The sequence below is a fragment of the Pseudomonas sp. XWY-1 genome (genome assembly GCF_002953115.1).
In the GTDB taxonomy this organism is placed as follows: Bacteria; Pseudomonadota; Gammaproteobacteria; order Pseudomonadales; family Pseudomonadaceae; genus Aquipseudomonas; species Aquipseudomonas alloputida.
Genome location: NZ_CP026332.1, coordinates 4139614 through 4155426, shown reverse-complemented (window position 1 = coordinate 4155426; position 15813 = coordinate 4139614). Strand labels below are relative to the sequence as shown.

12 protein-coding genes and 1 pseudogene are annotated in these 15813 nt (G+C 64.3%); 5 read left to right on the top strand and 8 right to left on the bottom strand.

Annotated elements, in window-relative coordinates; genetic code table 11:
* Positions 1-47 precede the first annotated feature (47 nt).
* From PRJ_RS19280 to PRJ_RS19270, 3 genes are all read left to right on the top strand, one after another.
* Positions 48-1355 carry a dicarboxylate/amino acid:cation symporter gene (locus PRJ_RS19280; protein ID WP_104962901.1) on the top strand — a complete coding sequence of 436 codons (1308 nt, stop codon included), beginning with the start codon at positions 48-50 and terminating at the stop codon, positions 1353-1355.
* A 114-nt stretch (positions 1356-1469) separates the two neighbouring features.
* Positions 1470-2774 (top strand): CitMHS family transporter, encoded by a 1305-nt coding sequence (locus PRJ_RS19275; protein ID WP_014591838.1) that lies wholly within the window; start codon positions 1470-1472, stop codon positions 2772-2774.
* A 63-nt stretch (positions 2775-2837) separates the two neighbouring features.
* Positions 2838-4091, top strand: coding sequence for an OprD family porin (locus tag PRJ_RS19270; RefSeq protein ID WP_104962239.1), 1254 nt, complete (start codon positions 2838-2840; stop codon positions 4089-4091).
* 52 nt (positions 4092-4143) lie between these two features.
* Here PRJ_RS19270 and PRJ_RS19265 read toward each other — a convergent pair whose 3' ends face one another.
* On the bottom strand, positions 4144-4392 hold the full coding sequence (locus PRJ_RS19265; protein WP_014591836.1) for a CsbD family protein: 249 nt from the start codon (positions 4390-4392) through the stop codon (positions 4144-4146).
* 146 nt (positions 4393-4538) lie between these two features.
* Positions 4539-4994, bottom strand: coding sequence for a redox-sensitive transcriptional activator SoxR (gene soxR, locus PRJ_RS19260; protein ID WP_003247276.1), 456 nt, complete (start codon positions 4992-4994; stop codon positions 4539-4541).
* An 84-nt stretch (positions 4995-5078) separates the two neighbouring features.
* Between soxR and PRJ_RS19255 the strand changes: the two genes are divergently transcribed.
* Both PRJ_RS19255 and PRJ_RS19250 read left to right on the top strand, forming a co-directional pair.
* Positions 5079-6176, top strand: a complete 1098-nt coding sequence (locus tag PRJ_RS19255) for an efflux RND transporter periplasmic adaptor subunit (RefSeq protein WP_104962238.1) — start codon at positions 5079-5081, stop codon at positions 6174-6176.
* Positions 6173-9256 (top strand): MexW/MexI family multidrug efflux RND transporter permease subunit, encoded by a 3084-nt coding sequence (locus tag PRJ_RS19250; RefSeq protein ID WP_104962237.1) that lies wholly within the window; start codon positions 6173-6175, stop codon positions 9254-9256. The genes PRJ_RS19255 and PRJ_RS19250 overlap by 4 nt, the downstream gene beginning before the upstream one ends.
* A gap of 53 nt (positions 9257-9309) precedes the next feature.
* Here PRJ_RS19250 and PRJ_RS19245 read toward each other — a convergent pair.
* From PRJ_RS19245 to PRJ_RS19215, 6 genes and pseudogenes are all read right to left on the bottom strand, one after another.
* A pseudogene (locus PRJ_RS19245) lies at positions 9310-10046 on the bottom strand (GntR family transcriptional regulator).
* An 81-nt stretch (positions 10047-10127) separates the two neighbouring features.
* Entirely contained in the window at positions 10128-11642 is a 1515-nt protein-coding gene (locus PRJ_RS19240; protein WP_014591831.1) for a DHA2 family efflux MFS transporter permease subunit, read from the bottom strand.
* Positions 11632-12777 carry an HlyD family secretion protein gene (locus PRJ_RS19235; protein WP_104962236.1) on the bottom strand — a complete coding sequence of 382 codons (1146 nt, stop codon included), beginning with the start codon at positions 12775-12777 and terminating at the stop codon, positions 11632-11634. Before PRJ_RS19235 ends, PRJ_RS19240 begins: the two co-directional genes overlap by 11 nt.
* Before the next feature lie 201 nt (positions 12778-12978).
* The gene (locus tag PRJ_RS19225; protein WP_104962235.1) at positions 12979-14397 is read right to left on the bottom strand and encodes an efflux transporter outer membrane subunit; all 1419 of its coding nucleotides are present in this window, start codon (positions 14395-14397) and stop codon (positions 12979-12981) included.
* A gap of 103 nt (positions 14398-14500) precedes the next feature.
* Entirely contained in the window at positions 14501-15211 is a 711-nt protein-coding gene (locus PRJ_RS19220) for a helix-turn-helix transcriptional regulator (protein WP_104962234.1), read from the bottom strand.
* A gap of 169 nt (positions 15212-15380) precedes the next feature.
* Positions 15381-15767, bottom strand: a complete 387-nt coding sequence (locus tag PRJ_RS19215; protein ID WP_010953073.1) for a cupin domain-containing protein — start codon at positions 15765-15767, stop codon at positions 15381-15383.
* Positions 15768-15813: the final 46 nt, after the last annotated feature.

Here is a 15813-nt window from a genome sequence, read left to right as displayed (position 1 = left end):
ACATTCGTAACAAGCGCATCCGCACAATTTCAACAATGGGTGATGCCATGAGACTCGCCAAATCGCTGTATTTCCAGATTCTCTGCGCCGTCCTGCTGGGCGTGGTGGTCGGACACTTCTGGGCGCAACAGGCCGTGGCCCTCAAGCCGCTGGGTGATGCGTTCATCAAGCTGATCAAGATGATGATCGCGCCGGTGGTGTTCTGCACCATCGTCACCGGCATCGCCGGCATGACCGACAAGCGTTCCCTGGGCCGCTTGATGAGCAAGACCCTGCTGCTGTTCCTGGGCCTGACGGTGGTCAGCCTGGTGATCGGACTGGCGGCGGTCTATCTGTTCAAGCCAGGTGCCGGCATGAACATCGATCCTGCCACCTTGAGCACAGCGGGCCTGAGCCAGTACACCGCGTCGGCCGCCAAGCTGAGCGTGGTGGACTTCTTCATGCACATCATCCCGGACACCTTCATCGGTGCCTTCAACAAGGGTGAGGTCTTGCCGGTCCTGTTCATCGCCGTACTCAGCGGTTTCGCCCTCTCGTCGATGGGCGAAAAGGGCAAGCCGGTACTGGACGTGCTGGAGTCGGCCTCGACCATGGTGTTCCGCATCTTCGGCTACCTGATGCGCTTTGCCCCGATCGGCGCTTTCGGCGCACTGGCATTCACCGTGGGCCAGTACGGCATTACGTCCCTTGGCGCGCTGGCCAAGCTGGTGGGGACGTTGTACATCGCCTGCGCGTTCTTCGTGCTGGTGGTGCTCGGTGGCATCTGCCGCGCCCATGGCTTCAGCCTGTGGAAGTTGCTGCGCTATTTCCGCGAAGAGTTCCTCGTGGTGCTGGGTACTTCCTCAACCGAGCCGGTGCTGCCGCGCATGCTCGAGAAACTCGAGAAGCTTGGGTGCAAAAAAGGCGTAGTTGGCCTGGTGCTGCCCACTGGCTACTCGTTCAACCTGGACGGTACTGCCATCTATCTGTCGTTGGCAGCCGTGTTCATCGCGCAGGCCTGCAACATCGACCTGAGCCTGGGCCAGGTAGTCACCATGCTGGCGATCATGCTGCTGTCCTCCAAGGGTGCGGCAGGTGTCACCGGCAGCGGTTTCGTGGCCTTGGCCTCGACCCTTACCGTGATCCACGACATTCCCCTGGCCGGCCTGGCCCTGTTGATCGGGGTCGACCGCTTCATGTCGGAAGCCCGTGCGCTGACGAGTCTTGCCAGCAACGCAGTGGCGACGGTGGTGGTTTCGTTGTCGGAAAACGCCTGTGACCGCCAGACGCTGCACAGCCGGCTGAATGGCGAGCCGGTGGTCAGCCCCGTCGCTGAAACAGCCGACTGGGTCGCCGAACCACACCGCCACGGCTGAGCCTCGACACCCTCAAGCTTTTCACAGGCCCCCACCAGGCGTTGCCGGGTGGGGGTCAGGGGGCCGTCTGCGCTGCAGGTGGCCACGTAGACAATAAAAACAAGAGAACAAACCATGCTCGCACTTCTGGGCCTGATCATGGTGGTGACCTTCACCTACCTGATCATGAGTAAACGCCTGTCCCCGATCGTCGCGCTGACCATCGTGCCGATTGTTTTCGCCCTTATTGGCGGTTTCGCGCCAGACCTGGGCAAGATGATGCTCGATGGGCTGAAAATGGTCGCACCGTCTGCCGCGCTGCTACTGTTCGCCATCCTGTTCTTCGGCCTGATGATCGACGCCGGCCTGTTCGACCCGCTGATCCGCAAGATTCTCAAGCGGGTGAATGGCGACCCGATCAAGATCGCCATCGGCACGGCCTTGCTGTCGCTGCTGGTGGCGCTGGACGGTGACGGCACCACGACCTACATGATTACCTGCGCCGCCATGCTGCCGCTGTACAAGCGCATCGGCATGAACCCGATGATCCTGGCGACCGTATCGATGCTGTCATTGAGCATCATGAGCGGCATGAGCCCGTGGGGTGGTCCCGCCACCCGTGCCATTGCTGCGCTCGGTCTGGATGCGACCGAATACTTCATTCCGATGTTGCCCACCGTCATCGGTGGGGCGGCCTGGGTCGTGTTCACCGCCTACCTGCTGGGCCGTGCCGAGCGCCGGCGTATCGGCAATATTGCCCTGGAGTCCGGTGGCGGCAACTGCTACATCAAGGAAATCCTCGGCGACAACCCGCACAAGCGCCCGCGCCTTGCCTATGTGAACCTGGTGCTGGTGATCGCCGTGATGACCGCGCTGGTGCTGGGGCTGATGCACGCGGCCATCCTGTTCATGATTGGTTTCGTCGCCGCACTGATGATCAACTACCCGCAGCTGGACCTGCAGAAAGAGCGCATCCTCGCCCATTCGGGCAACGCCATGACCGTGGTGCTGCTGGTGTTCGCCGCGGGCATCTTTGCCGGTATTTTCTCGGGTACCAAGATGGTCGATGCATTGGCCCAGACGCTGGTGGACTGGATTCCGGAAGCGTGGAGCCACTGGTTCCCGCTGGTGGTGGCGCTGACCAGCATGCCGCTGACCTTCGTGCTGTCCAACGACGCGTACTACTTCGGCGTTGTGCCGATCCTGGCCAACGCCGCGGCCGCGTATGGTATCGACCCGGTGGAAATCGCCCGCGCTTCGGTGCTTGGCCAGCCGGTTCACCTCATGAGCCCGCTGGTGGCCTCGACCCTGCTGCTGGTGGGCATGGTCGACCGCGATATCGGTGATTTCCAGAAAGCCACCTTCAAGTGGGCCGTGCTCACCTCTCTGGTGATCACTGCGCTGGCACTGCTGACGGGCGCCTTGTCCTTCATGGTTTGAAGCACCCAGGGCGCCGCTCGGCGCCCCTCTGACTCACCCAAGAACAACAACAGAGTAACCATCATGTCCCGATTTCTTTTCCGTGGGGCCACTTGTGGCCTGCTGTGCGGCTGGCTGCCTGTGGCCGGTGCCGCCGGTTTCATCGAAGACAGCAAGCTCAAGCTGCAGTTGCGCAACGTGTATTTCAACGAGAATTTCCGTGACGAGCAGGGTATGAGCGCCCGCGCCGCCGCCACTGCCAAAAGCGAACGGGTGGAATGGGCTCAAGGCTTTCTGCTCGATTACCAGTCCGGCTTCACCCAAGGCACCCTCGGCCTGGGTCTCGACGCCTTGGGCCTGGTCGGCTTCAAGCTCGACTCCGGCCGTGGGCGCAGCGGCACAGGGCTGCTGCCAGTGCATGACGATGGCCGCGCGGCCGACGAATTCGCCAGCGCCGGTATCACGGCCAAAGCCCGCCTGGGCAGCACCGTGGTCAAGCATGGCACCTTGCTGCCCAAGACGCCGGTACTGGTGTACAACGATGCACGCCTGCTGCCGCAGACTTACCAGGGAACCCAGCTGACCAGCACCGACATCGACAACCTCACCCTTACCGCCGGCCACCTGGATCGCTTCAAACAGCGCGACTCATCTGATAGCACCGGGTTGTACCTGGACGGGTATGGCGGCCCAGCGTCTGGCGACTTCAGCTTCGCCGGTGCTGACTACGCCGTCAGCAAGCAACTGCGCCTGAGTTATTTCCATGGCGAGCTCGAGCATTTCTACCGCCAGGACTTCGCCGGGCTGGTGCATGACCTGCCGCTGGGCGGCGGCGTGCTGACCACCGACCTGCGTTACTTCAAAAGCCGCGACAGCGGTACGGCGTATGGCGGTGGCATCGACAACGACATGTTCAGCGGCCAACTGTCGTACGCCCACTCCGGGCATACCGTCGGCGCAGGTTACCAGGTGCTCGATGGTGAAGCGGGGCTGCCGTATATCAGTGGGGCAACGGTCTATTCGTTCAGCAACGTCGGCATCGGCAAGTTCATCGAGGAGGAAGAGAAGACCTGGATGGCCAGCTATGCCTACAACTTCGTTGCCGCCGGGGTACCGGGGCTGACCTTCATGACGCGCTACCTGAGTGGCGACAATGGCCGCTCAGGTGGCGATGGCATCAAAGAATGGGAGCGTGACGCCGAGATTGCCTACGTGGTGCAGGGCGGGCCGCTGAAAGGGCTGGGCGTAAAGCTGCGAAACTACGTATATCGATCAGATTTCGCCCGCGGCCGAGACAGCAATCGCCTTTACCTGACCTACGATATCGCCATCTGGTGATGGCGCAGGCCGGACAAGATATCCGGCCCTGAACCACCTGAGGCGCCGTGGTTCAGCGGCGCAGCAGGCGAGAGACCACCAGAGTGACGGCGGCGGTGATGGCCAGTGCGGCGAAGGGCTTTTCCTTGACGAACGAGGACACCCTGTCCAGGGTGTCGCCGTAGGTCTTGGTCACCTGGCCTGCGGCCTGACGCGCATCGCCTTCGGCTTCCAGCGCCGGGTCTTCGACCAGGCGACCTACGGCGCTTTGCGCCTTGCCAGCCAGGTCCTCTGCTACACCTTCGATCTGTTCGCGTTTCATGATGGCTTAGTTCCTTCCTGTGAGCGGCTTTGGGTTAACAGCACAGGGTTAGGGCGGTGAATCGCCGCAATGGTTCAAAGCGACTGCTTGTCACCCGCAGGTCATGCGCGCCGGCATAGAGTCGCACCTGGCATGAGCGCACGAGGTTAGCGCGCCTTCTTTTCGAGGATCCGCGCCCCGGTCCCTTCCTTGCCCAGCACATCCTCGGGGTTGCGCAGCGGGCAGTCCTCCAGCGACAGGCAACCGCAGCCAATGCAGTTGTCGAGGCTGTCGCGCAGTGCTTCCAGTGTGCGAATGCGGGCATTCAGGTCTTCGCGCCAGGCCGTGGACATCTCGCTCCATTGTGCTGCTGTGAGCTTGCTGTTGGGGGCATAACGGCTGAAGGCCTGTTTGATTTCCTCAAGCGGAATTCCCGTGCGCTGGGCTACCTTGATGATCGCCAGGGTACGCAGCACCAGCGAGGGATAGCGGCGCTGGTTGCCTGCCGTGCGGACGCTGGCGATCAGCCCCTTGGTTTCGTAGAAGTGCAGCGCAGATACCGCCACGCCGCTGCGCTTGGCCACCTCACCCACTGTGAGCATCCGTGTGTTGTCCGCTGCCATGCCTGTTGACCTCAAGTAAAGTTGAGCTCTTATAGTCCTGCCCGATCTTCCCTGCAACCGCTTTCCCTGTGATCGGAGCTGTGCATGAACAAACGGACGTTACTGGCCTGGGCCGGCGCTGTTGCCGGTGCGCTGGCCGCTGCCTATGCGCTGGTGGGAAGCGGCTCGGCGCCGCCCGCTGCGGCGGTGTGGCCGGCGACCAAGGTGGCGCTGGCCACGGCCGAGCAGGTGCAACTGGCGCGGCAGCGCTTTGCTTCGGGGGAGTTGGAGGCGGTCAACCAGGTGCAGGTGGCGGCCGAGATGGCAGGGCGTATTACCCGCATCGCCTTCGAATCGGGGCAGACAGTAGCAGCCGGGCAGTTGCTGGTGCAGCTCAACGACGCGCCCGAGCAGGCCCTGCGCGTGCAGTTGCAGGCCAGGTTGCGTAACGCTGACGTGGTGCTGCAGCGCAGCCGCAAACTGCGCGCGATGAATGCCGTGTCGCAAGAGCTGCTGGACAACGCCGCCACTGCCGTGGACGTGGCCCGTGGTGAGCTGCAGCATGTCGAGGCGCTGATCGCGCAGAAGGCCATTCGTGCTCCGTTTGCCGGCAAGCTCGGCATCCGCCGTGTGCATCAGGGCCAGTACCTGGGCGCTGGCGAGACCATCGTCAGCCTGGCCGACATCAGCCAGTTGCATGTGAACTTCGCCTTGGGCGAGCAGGCCGCCCCCGAAGTGCACGCCGGGCAGGTGCTGGCACTGACGGTGGACGCGGTGCGTGGGCAAGACTTCCAGGCCCGGGTGGTGGCGGTCGACCCGGTGGTCAGCACAGCACGCCTTGTGCAGGTACAGGCGGCCTTGCCGAACCCGCAAGGGCAGTTGCAGCCGGGTATGTACGCCGGCGTGCGGCTGGATGCTGCGCAGCCTTCGACCGTGCTGGCCGTGCCGGAAACCGCGATCACCTACACCGCCTATGGGCAGACGGTGTTTGTCGCGACCCAGGACCCGCAGCATGGCACCCGGGTGAGCCGGGTGCAGGTAACCACCGGTGAGCGCTGGCAGGGGCGGGTGGAAATCACCTCCGGCCTGACGCCCGGTGACCGTGTGGTGGTTTCCGGCCAGCTGAAACTGAGTGATGGCATGCCGGTCGAGCCAGTGGCGCAGGACAGCCTGCAGGCCAGCCAGGGAGGGCGGCAGTCGTGAAGTTTACCGACGTCTTCGTGCGCCGCCCGGTGCTGGCGCTGGTGGTCAGCAGCCTGATCATCCTGATGGGGCTGTTTGCCATGGGCAAGTTGCCGATCCGCCAGTACCCGTTGCTGGAAAGCTCGACCATTACCATCAGCACCGAGTACCCCGGTGCCTCCGCCGAGTTGATGCAGGGTTTCGTGACGCAGCCGATCACCCAGGCAGTGTCGTCGGTCGAAGGCATCGACTACCTGTCCTCGTCGTCGCAGCAGGGGCGCAGCCTGATCACCTTGCGCATGGTGCTCAACCGCGATTCGACCCAGGCGCTGGCCGAAACCATGGCCAAGGTCAACCAGGTGCGCTATCGCCTGCCGGAAAAAGCCTACGACCCGGTGGTGGAACTGTCAGCAGGCGACTCCACTGCCGTGGCCTATGTGGGGTTTGCCAGCGACAGCCTGTCGATACCGGAACTGAGCGATTACCTGTCGCGGGTGGTGGAACCGCAGTTCTCCGGTATCGACGGCGTGGCCAAGGTGCAGTCGTTCGGCGGGCAGCGCCTGGCCATGCGCCTGTGGCTGGACAGCGAGCAGATGGCTGGGCGCGGGGTGACGGCGGCGGACGTGGCGCAGGCGGTACGTGCCAACAACTACCAGGCAACGCCGGGCCAGGTGCGCGGGCAGTACGTGCTGGCCGATATCCAGGTGGACACCGACCTGACCCGGGTCGAAGACTTCCGTGAGCTGATCATCCGCAACGATGGCACCGACCTGGTGCGCCTGCGCGATATCGGCACCGTCGAGCTGAGTGCGGCGGCCACGCAGACCAGTGCCACCATGGACGGCAAACCTGCCGTGCACCTGGGGCTGTTCCCCACGCCCAGCGGCAACCCTCTGGTGATCGTCGAGGGTATTCGCCAACTGCTGCCACAGATCCAGCAGACCTTGCCGCCTGGCGTGAACGTGGCGCTGGCCTATGAAACCGCACGCTTCATCGATGCGTCGATCCATGAAGTGCTGCGCACCTTGGTGGAGGCGATGCTGATCGTGGTGTTGGTGATCTGGCTGTGCCTGGGTTCGCTGCGCAGCGTGCTGATCGCGGTGGTGGCCATTCCGCTGTCGATGCTGGGGGCCGCGGGCCTGATGTTGATGTTCGGTTTCAGCCTCAACCTGCTGACCTTGCTGGCGATGGTGCTGGCCATCGGCCTGGTGGTGGACGATGCCATTGTGGTGGTGGAAAACGTGCATCGGCATATCGAGGAGGGCAAGTCGCCGGTCGCGGCAGCATTGGCCGGGGCGCGGGAAATCGCCGGGCCGGTGATCGCCATGACCCTGACCCTGGCGGCGGTGTATGCGCCCATTGGCTTGATGGGCGGGCTGACCGGCACGCTGTTCCGTGAGTTTGCCTTGACCCTGGCGGGGGCGGTGATCGTGTCCGGCATTGTGGCGCTGACCTTGTCGCCGGTGATGAGCTCGCTGTTGCTGCAGCCCGGTCAGCAGCATGGCGCCATGGCCACTCTCGCCGATCGGTTGTTTGGCACGCTGAGCGGGGCCTATGGACGGGTGCTGGCCTACACACTGGCACACCGCTGGATCAGTGGCGGCGTGGCGTTGCTGGTGTGCCTGAGCCTGCCCTGGCTGTACCTGCTGCCCCAGCGCGAGCTGGCGCCACCCGAGGACCAGGCGGCGGTGCTGACCGCCATCAAGTCGCCGCAGCATGCCAGCCTCGAATACGCAGAACGCTTTGCGCTGAAGCTCGACCAGGTGATGAAGTCCATTGCCGAAACCACCGACACCTGGATCATCAACGGCACCGACGGCCCGGCCGCCAGTTTCGGTGGCATCAACCTCAGCGCCTGGCAGGCGCGCGAGCGTTCCGCCGCACAGGTGCAGGCGCAGTTGCAGCAGGCCGTTGCGGATATCGAGGGCAGCAGCATCTTCGCCTTCCAGGTCGCGTCGCTGCCGGGCTCCAGCGGTGGCCTGCCGGTGCAGATGGTGCTGCGCAGCGCCCAGGATTACCCCGAGCTGTTCCAGACCATGGAAGTGCTCAAGCAACGCGCCCGCGACAGCGGCCTGTTCGCCGTGGTGGACAGTGACCTCGACTACAACAACCCGGTGGTCAAGGTACGCGTGGACCGGGCCAAGGCGGCGAGCCTGGGCATCAGCATGCAGGCCATTGGTGAGTCGCTGGGCGTACTGGTGGGCGAGCAGTACCTCAACCGCTTCGCCCTGTTCGGGCGTTCTTATGACGTGATCCCACAGAGTATCCAGGACCAACGCCTGACGCCTGCGGCGCTGAGCCGCCAGTATGTGCGCGCCGAAGATGGCAGCCTGGTGCCGCTAGCCACGTTGGTGCGCCTGGATATCGAAGTGGCACCCAACCGCCTGTTGCAGTTCGATCAGCAGAACGCCAGTACCCTGCAGGCGATCCCGGCCCCGGGTGTATCGATGGGCAACGCCGTGGCATTTCTGGAACAGCTCACCGCCGAGCTGCCACCGGGCTTCAGCCACGACTGGCAATCGGAATCGCGCCAGTATGTGCAGGAGGGCTTTGCCTTGATGTGGGCATTTCTCGCCGCCCTGGTGGTGATCTATCTGGTGCTGGCGGCGCAGTACGAAAGCCTGGTCGACCCCCTGATCATTCTGGTGACCGTGCCGCTGTCGATCTGCGGTGCGCTGCTGCCGCTGGCGCTGGGCTGGGCCACGCTGAACATCTACACGCAGATTGGCCTGGTGACGCTGATCGGCCTGATCAGCAAGCATGGCATCCTGATGGTGGCGTTCGCCAACGAGATTCAGGTGCGCGACAACCTCGATCGTGCCGCCGCCATTGTTCGTGCGGCGCAAATACGCTTGCGGCCAGTGCTGATGACCACGGCGGCGATGACTTTTGGCGTGCTGCCACTGCTGTTCGCCAGCGGCGCCGGCGCCAACAGCCGTTTCGGGTTGGGGGTGGTGATTGTGTGCGGGATGCTGGTGGGGACCTTGTTCACCTTGTTCGTGCTACCGACGATCTACGCCTGGCTGGCACGCGATCACCGGGTGAGCACGGCGCGGGCGAGGCAGTTGGTCGAAGCTGAAAGGCAACTGGGGGCGCTTTAGGGGCAACGGCCTGTTCATTGGCTGAAAGTTGCACCATCCCTGTACGAGCGGGTTCAGGCGGGGGAGCGGTCGCGGCGCATCTGGGTGACCAAGGTAAAGCGGTCATCCGGGTGCACGGTCTCGGAAACCGCCATCAAATCACCATTTTCCTCGCGGTAGTGCGGATGATCTTCAGCCCCGGCGAGCCCGCCTCGGCCTTCAGCGCCCGGGCCATTTCCGCTGTCAGCAACACCGCGCGCACCTGCTGGTCGACCACTGCGATTGCCCGGCCATAGTGCTGTTCGATCAACCCGGCAACCAGCTGGTCAGGGTGCTCGCGGGCCAGCTCGATGACCGCGGTGTAGTCGCGCTGTGCATACACGTCTGCCCAGCACAGCGGCGCGCCATCGTGCTGCCGGTCGACGCGGATGCTCGACACGCAGAAGTAATGCTCCCCCGGCACCAGCCCCAGCCTCGCCGCCTCGCCCAGGTCGGCGACAAAGTGGCGCACGCCCTGGATTTCCCGCTGCTGGGTGTCTGCCAGGTGCGCCAGCTCAGCCACGCTGGCCAACGACTGCGAATAGCCGCCGCGTGGGCTGCTGGCCTCCACCCGGGTGCCCACGCGCTTGCGCCGCGACACCAGCCCTTGGGTGAGCAACTGGTCGATAGCGGCACGCACCGTGTGCCGGCTCACATTGTAAAGGTCGCACAGCTCGAACTCGGTCGGCAGCAGGCTGCCCACCGGGTAGCGGCCGCTGGCAATCGCTTGCATCAAGTCCTTTGCCACGGTGGAGTAGCGCGTTGGGTTCATACCTTTGCTCGGGCTCGCCAGTTTCATCGGTTGACAGTGTAACAGCGGCCGAATGCCGAACGCTCCGGCCGCCCACAGAGGTCAATGCTGCTGCCTGGCCCGGAGCAGCAGCGCTGCCAGGGCACACCCGACCAATGCCAGGCACGCCAGGTAGAACGCATCACTGTAGGCCATCAGGTAAGCCTCTCGCCGAATGGTCGCCGCCAACGCTTCCAGCATTTGCTGCTGATGCGGCAGCCAGCTTTGCACCGTCTGGTTGATGCGCGCCTGCACGCTTGGCTCGAACAGCGTCACCTGCTCGTGAATGCGCTCACTGTGAAAGCGTTCACGGGTCGCCACCAGTTGCGTCAACCCGGCCGTGCCGATGGCGCCACCCAGGTTGCGCAACATCGAGAACACCGCCGAGGCTGAGCCGGCTTCACGCTTGTCCAGCCCGGCCACCGCCAGCACCGATAACGCAACCATGATGAAAGGCTGGCCAATACCACGCACCACCGTGGACGGGATGATCACGTTGTCGGCACTGTCGGCGCTCAGGCTAGCCCCCAGCCAGCAGCCCAGCGCCATGATCAAAAAGCCGCTGGCGACCATGAACTTGGCACTGGTCCAGCCCATCAGCCGGGGCATCAACGGCGCCAGCAGCAACTGCACCACGCCATAGGCGATCAGCGCCACGCCCACGTCGTGCGCGCTGAACCCCTGCAACTGCGAGAGGTAGTTGGGCACCAGGAACACCAGGCCGAACGTGGCAGCGCCAAAGATGAACATCGCCACGCTGGCAACGCCGAAGTTGTAGTGCCCCAGCAAGCGCAGGTTGATGAACGCGCGCTGGCCGAACAGCTGGGTCACCACGAACACCACCAACGCAATGGCGGCGACCACGCTCATGCCGACGATGAGCGGCGAGCCGAACCAGTCCAGCCGGCCGCCTTCTTCCAGCACGATCTGCAAGCCGCCCAGGCCGATCACCATGGCCGCGATACCCAGCCAATCACCTTTGCGTAACAGTTCGAGCTTCATCGGCTTGGCCTCGATCGACCAGGCGATGGCCAACAGCAGCGCAATGCCGGGGAAAAGTTGCAGATAGAAGATCCAGCGCCACGAATAGGCATCGGTCAGCCAGCCGCCAATCGACGGCCCAGCGGCCTGCGCCACGCTGTTGGCCAGGCTGAACAGCGCCATGCCCATGGCCATCTTGCTGGCCGGCAGTTCGGTGATGATCAGCTGGAACGATAGGGGAATCAGCACCGCGCCCGCAGCCCCCTGGATCACCCGGATTACAATCATCGCCTCCAGGTTGGGCGCCCATGAGCAGGCCACCGAGGCGATCAGAAAGATGAGCGAGCCGGTCCACATGACCCGGCGCAGCGAGAACACGTCCACCAACCAGGCCGTCAGCGGAATCATCACGATTTCCGCCACCAGGTAGGCGGTGGAGATCCATGAGCCTTCCTCGAAGCTGGCACCCAGCGAGCCGCGGATTTCCGGCAGTGCGGCGCTGGTGACATGCACGTTCATGCCCGCCATGAAGCAGCCGAACAGGCCGCCAAGCACCGCTACCCAGGCGCGCAGCGAGACCGTTTGCTCAGTGCGCATCGGCAACCTCTGCGGGGCGTGTGTCGACTGTACTGACCACCGACATGCCAGGCAGTACCTGCGGGCCATCCAGCGGTTTGTCGAGCAAAATGCGCACCGGGAAACGCTGGACGATCTTGGTGAAGTTGCCGGTGGCGTTGTCCGACGGCAGCAAGGCGAAGACATTGCCCGAGGCTGGCGAAAAACTGGCCACATGGCCATGCAGTGGCTGGCTGGCAAAGCTGTCGACCCGTATTTCTACCGGTTGCCCGGGGCGCATGCGGGCCAGTTGGGTTTCCTTGTAGTTGGCCACCACATAGGCTTGCTGCAGGGGCACCACAGCCAGCAGCGGCTGGCCCGGCACCACGTACTGGCCGGTGCGCACGCGGCGCTGGCCGACCACGCCAGTGATCGGCGCGCGGATCACGGTGTCCTGTTCGTCCTGCTCGGCGAGCTGCTGGTGGGCCTGGGCGCGTGCCAGGGCCGCTGCCCGTTGTTGCAGTTCGGCCTCGGCCTGGGCTGACCGGGCCTTGGCCATGGCCAGTTGTGAGCGTTGCTGGCGCAGCGCGGCCTGGGCACCTTGCAGCGCGGCTTGTGCCTGGCTGGCATGGGCACTGGCGGTTTCCAGGCGCTGCACGGTCGCTGCGTCGTCACGCACCAGGCCACGGTAGCGTTGGACATCCAGTTCACTGCGACGCTGTTCGGCGTTGGCGCTGCGCACGACGGCCTCGGCCTGCAGGATGGCTTGCTGTTGCTGGTCGATGCGCTCGGTCGCTACCTGTTGGCTGGCCTGGGCGGCGGCCAGTGCCGCCTGTGCCTCGGTCACACCAGCCCGGGCCTGGTCGAGGCGGGCGCGGTAGTCGCGGTTTTGCAGGCGCACCAGCACATCGCCGGCTTTCACCGGCTGGTCGTCAGCCACCTCGACCTCGGCTACGTAACCCGCCACGCGTGGGCTCAGCGCCACCCAGTCGGCGCGGACGTAGGCATCGTCGGTGGTTTCCAGATAGCGGCCGGTGCTGAACCAGTAGCTGGTGAAGGCCAGCAGGGTGATTGCGGCCAGGCTGCCGCTGGCGATGACTGCCAGGCGGCGACGGGTTTTAGCGCTCGGCCGCTGTTCAGTTTCGGCGGGTGAGGGTTTGTCTACGGCAACATTCATGGTTGGTTTCCAATCTCGAATTGGGCCTGCTGGCTGTCGGTTGTGGGAGCCACTGTCTTGCTCAATTTCTAAAAGCTGGCGCGTGTGGGAGCGGGCTTGCCCGCGAACACGGGCGAAGCCCGTGCCATCCACCGCGGTGTATTCTTCGCGGGTAAACCCGCTCCTACAGTGGGCGGTGCTCGCTGTTGGTCTTGCTTCTCGCTACCACCGCCCGCCCAGCGCGCGGAACAGGTTTACCTGCGCTTGCGCCAGGCGCCCTCGGGCTTCTGTGTGGTTGGCCCGCAGGCTGATCATTTCGCGCTCGCTGTCGAGCAGGGCCAGCCCGTCCACGGTGCCGGCACGGTAGTTACCCTGGGCCAGGGCAAAGCTGTGCTCGCTGTGCGCCAGGGCTGCGTCCAGCGCCTGCAACCGTTGTCGCTCGCCGTCGTAGCGGGCCAGTGCCTGGCGCACGTCTTTCAGCGCGCTCAGCGCTACGCCGCGGTAACGGGCGACCTGCGCCCGCTGCAATGCCTCGGCCTTGCTCACCCGTGCGCGGTTGGCTTTCAGGTTGGGAAACTCCCAGCGGATCAGCGGGCCAATGCCGAACATCACCGCGCGGCTGTCGCCGAGGTTGGCAAGGTGATGGTCCGAAGACGTCAACGAAGCGCCGAAGCTGACCTTTGGGTAAAGGTCGGCCCGCACGATGTCGGTCTCCAGGGTGGCCGCCTGCAGTTCCCGTTCGGCCTGGCGCACATCTGGCCGGCGTTCGAGCAAATGCCAGCCATCGCCAGCCGGCAGCGGCACCGACAGCGTGGGGATGGCTACGCAGGTCGTGGCCTCGGCCACCGAGGCCTGGCCACTGAGCATGCTCAGTTCGTAAATCGCCATCTGCCGCCGGGCTGAGAGCATCGGCAGTTGCGCACGCACCTGTTCCCGCAAGCCCAGCAGGCGCTCGCTGTCGAGGGCAGTGGCCACACCGGCCTGGCGCTGACGCTGGCTGAGTTGCACGCTGTGGTCGAGGGTTTGCAAGGCCTGCTTCGCTGCCTCCAGGCGCGCCGCGTAGGTGCACTGGTCGATGTAGGCGCGGGTGGTCTGGGCGACCACCTGCAGGCGTACCAGGTCTAGCGCCGCAGCGCTGGCTTCGGCTTGCACCCTGGCACGTTGGATGGCGGCGCGTACCTGGCCCCAGATATCCACCTGATAGGCCAGTTCGATGCCCGGGTTGAATTGCCATTGCGACGGCGCGTTGCTGTCGGTCGCCTCGGCCAGCGTCTGGTCATCGGCGCGCCTGCCATAGGTAGCGGCAACGCCCATCGCAGTAGACGGCCAGCGCCTGGCGTCGAACTCGCCGATGCCGGCCAGCATGGCCTGCACGTTGGCCTCGGCCTGTGCCAGGCCTTGGTTGTGCGCCAGAGCTTGCTGTACCCAGCGATTGAGTTGGGGGTCTTGATACAGTGCCCACCAGCGTTCGGGCAGGGGCTGTTTGCTGACGCCGGCCGGCATGTTCACCAGCGGGTCTGCCTGCAGCGCTACAGCGGGTTCGGCAGGTGTGGGTTGGTGGCCGCACGCTGCGAGTGCAGCAAGCATGCCGAGGGCTGTGGCAAGCCGGGCAGGGCCGGGAAATGAGTGCAGTAAGGGCATCACGATTGTCGCTCAAAGGTCGTGATGAGAGGTTAACGAGGGTTGCATGGGCGTCGCTGTCGCAAGCGGGACAACCCTGCGCGCAAGCAGGACAACCTGAGGCTCAGTACTCGCGCGCGGTGCCGTTTTGCCAATCACTCGGCGCATAGCCGAGGATGCGCTTGAACATGGCAGTAAAGGCGCTGGCGCTCTGGTAGCCGTGCTCCAGCGCAACGTTCAGGATCGGCTTGCCATCGGCCAGGCACTGCTGGCTGAGCATCACCCGGGCACGGGCGCGCCATTGGCCATACGACATGCCCACCTCGCGCTGGAACAGCCTGGCCACACTGCGGGCACTCATGTTCAGTTGTGCGCCGCATTGCTCCAGGGTCAGGTCCTGGGCCGGGTCCTGCAGGAAGCGCTCGCACCAGGCACGCAGGCGTGCGTGCTGCGGCGTCGGGACGAAGGCATCGATGCGCCGGGCGGCGGCGAGTTCGTACAGGATCAGCGCCCGAGCATGCGCACCGTCGCGCAGGTTCAGCACCCGTGACGCCGCCAGGATCAGTTCGCGCAGCAGGCCGGACACGACGATGACCTGGCAGCGTTCGATGTGGGCGTCGAGCAGCAAGGTGCGCATGCAGACCACGCCTTCCATGCGGATGGCATGGCTGACCCCGGCGGGCATCCACAAGGCATGCCCGCCGGGGATCACCCAGCTGCCGCCTTCGCTGCTGACCCGCATCACGCCGCTGGCGGCGTAGATCAGCTGGTCTTCGGCGTGGCAGTGGCTGGCCACTTCATCGCCGTGTCCGTAGTCCCTTTCCAGTGCTTGCATGCAGGCCACCCTCGTTATTGGATCCAATTATATCGAGGCGACCCTGTGCCGGGTTGCGAAGTGTGGGCTACGAGCGAATTGCCATGATTAGAAATGGCTCTAAGGCGATTTTTTATGGTTAATTATTGCTGTGAAGTCAGCGACTACAGCTTGAAAGTTGTGAGTGTTGTTAAATCCAGACATCGCTCTCTGCTGTGCGGTTCCCCCCTTCATGACCGGTATTCAGAATGCCCCGCGGTTCGATCATCATCAGTTTCGCTTCGCCTTGCGCAGCGGTCCGGTGCTCGACGCCGCGGGGCACAACATAGAGTTCCCCGGGGTTCACATGCACGCAGCCATCCGGCAGGTCGATACGCAGGGTGCCTTCCAGCACCAGGAATGCTTCGTCGGTCTCCGGGTGCGCGTGCCAGATGAATTCGCCTTCGATGCGCACGACCTTGAACTGGTAATCGTTCATCTCGGCAACGACCCTGGGGCTCCATTGCTGTTCGATAAGCGCTGCCTTGTGGACCAGGTTCACTGGCAGGGAGGGATGTGGGTGACGGGATTCAGGCATGACAGTTCCTCGGAAAGTGGAGTGGTCAGCCTATCGCTCCGGGCGA

Bases quoted from the DNA above. Each gene is read 5' to 3' on its own strand.
- PRJ_RS19280 (WP_104962901.1), top strand. From the start codon at position 48: ATGAGACTCGCCAAATCGCTGTATTTCCAGATTCTCTGCGCCGTCCTG.
- PRJ_RS19270 (WP_104962239.1), top strand. From the start codon at position 2,838: ATGTCCCGATTTCTTTTCCGTGGGGCCACTTGTGGCCTGCTGTGCGGC.
- PRJ_RS19215 (WP_010953073.1), bottom strand. From the start codon at position 15,767: ATGCCTGAATCCCGTCACCCACATCCCTCCCTGCCAGTGAACCTGGTC.
- PRJ_RS19240 (WP_014591831.1), bottom strand. From the start codon at position 11,642: ATGCGCACTGAGCAAACGGTCTCGCTGCGCGCCTGGGTAGCGGTGCTT.
- PRJ_RS19255 (WP_104962238.1), top strand. From the start codon at position 5,079: ATGAACAAACGGACGTTACTGGCCTGGGCCGGCGCTGTTGCCGGTGCG.
- soxR (WP_003247276.1), bottom strand. From the start codon at position 4,994: ATGGCAGCGGACAACACACGGATGCTCACAGTGGGTGAGGTGGCCAAG.
- PRJ_RS19220 (WP_104962234.1), bottom strand. From the start codon at position 15,211: ATGCAAGCACTGGAAAGGGACTACGGACACGGCGATGAAGTGGCCAGC.
- PRJ_RS19225 (WP_104962235.1), bottom strand. From the start codon at position 14,397: ATGCCCTTACTGCACTCATTTCCCGGCCCTGCCCGGCTTGCCACAGCC.
- PRJ_RS19265 (WP_014591836.1), bottom strand. From the start codon at position 4,392: ATGAAACGCGAACAGATCGAAGGTGTAGCAGAGGACCTGGCTGGCAAG.
- PRJ_RS19275 (WP_014591838.1), top strand. From the start codon at position 1,470: ATGCTCGCACTTCTGGGCCTGATCATGGTGGTGACCTTCACCTACCTG.
- PRJ_RS19235 (WP_104962236.1), bottom strand. From the start codon at position 12,777: ATGAATGTTGCCGTAGACAAACCCTCACCCGCCGAAACTGAACAGCGG.